1 pseudogene is annotated in these 334 nt (G+C 73.4%); it reads left to right on the forward strand.

Going from position 1 to position 334, the window contains the following annotated elements:
- Positions 1-334 (forward strand): annotated as a pseudogene (locus PSET11_RS16535) (DUF222 domain-containing protein); the annotation flags it as partial.

Here is a 334-nt window from a genome sequence, read left to right on the forward strand (position 1 = left end):
AGCCGCGGCCGGGGTGCCCGCCGCCGAGCGAGGCCACGGCGTCAGTGCCCAAATAGCATTGGCCCGGCGTGAATCCCCCAGCCGCGGCGGCCGGCTCCTGGGCCTCGCCCGAGCCCTCGTCACCGAAATGCCCCACACCCTCACCGCCCTCAACACCGGGGACCTCAACGAATGGCGCGCCACCCTCCTCGTCCGGGAAACAGCCTGCCTCAGCGCCGAAGACCGGACCGCGGTCGACGCTGAACTCGCCGCCGACACCGGCACGTTCACCGGCACAGGAGACCGGGCCCTGATCGCCGCGGCCAGGACCGCCGCGTACCGCCATGACCCACGC

Source organism: Arthrobacter ulcerisalmonis (genome assembly GCF_900609065.1).
Lineage (GTDB): Bacteria > Actinomycetota > Actinomycetes > Actinomycetales > Micrococcaceae > Arthrobacter > Arthrobacter ulcerisalmonis.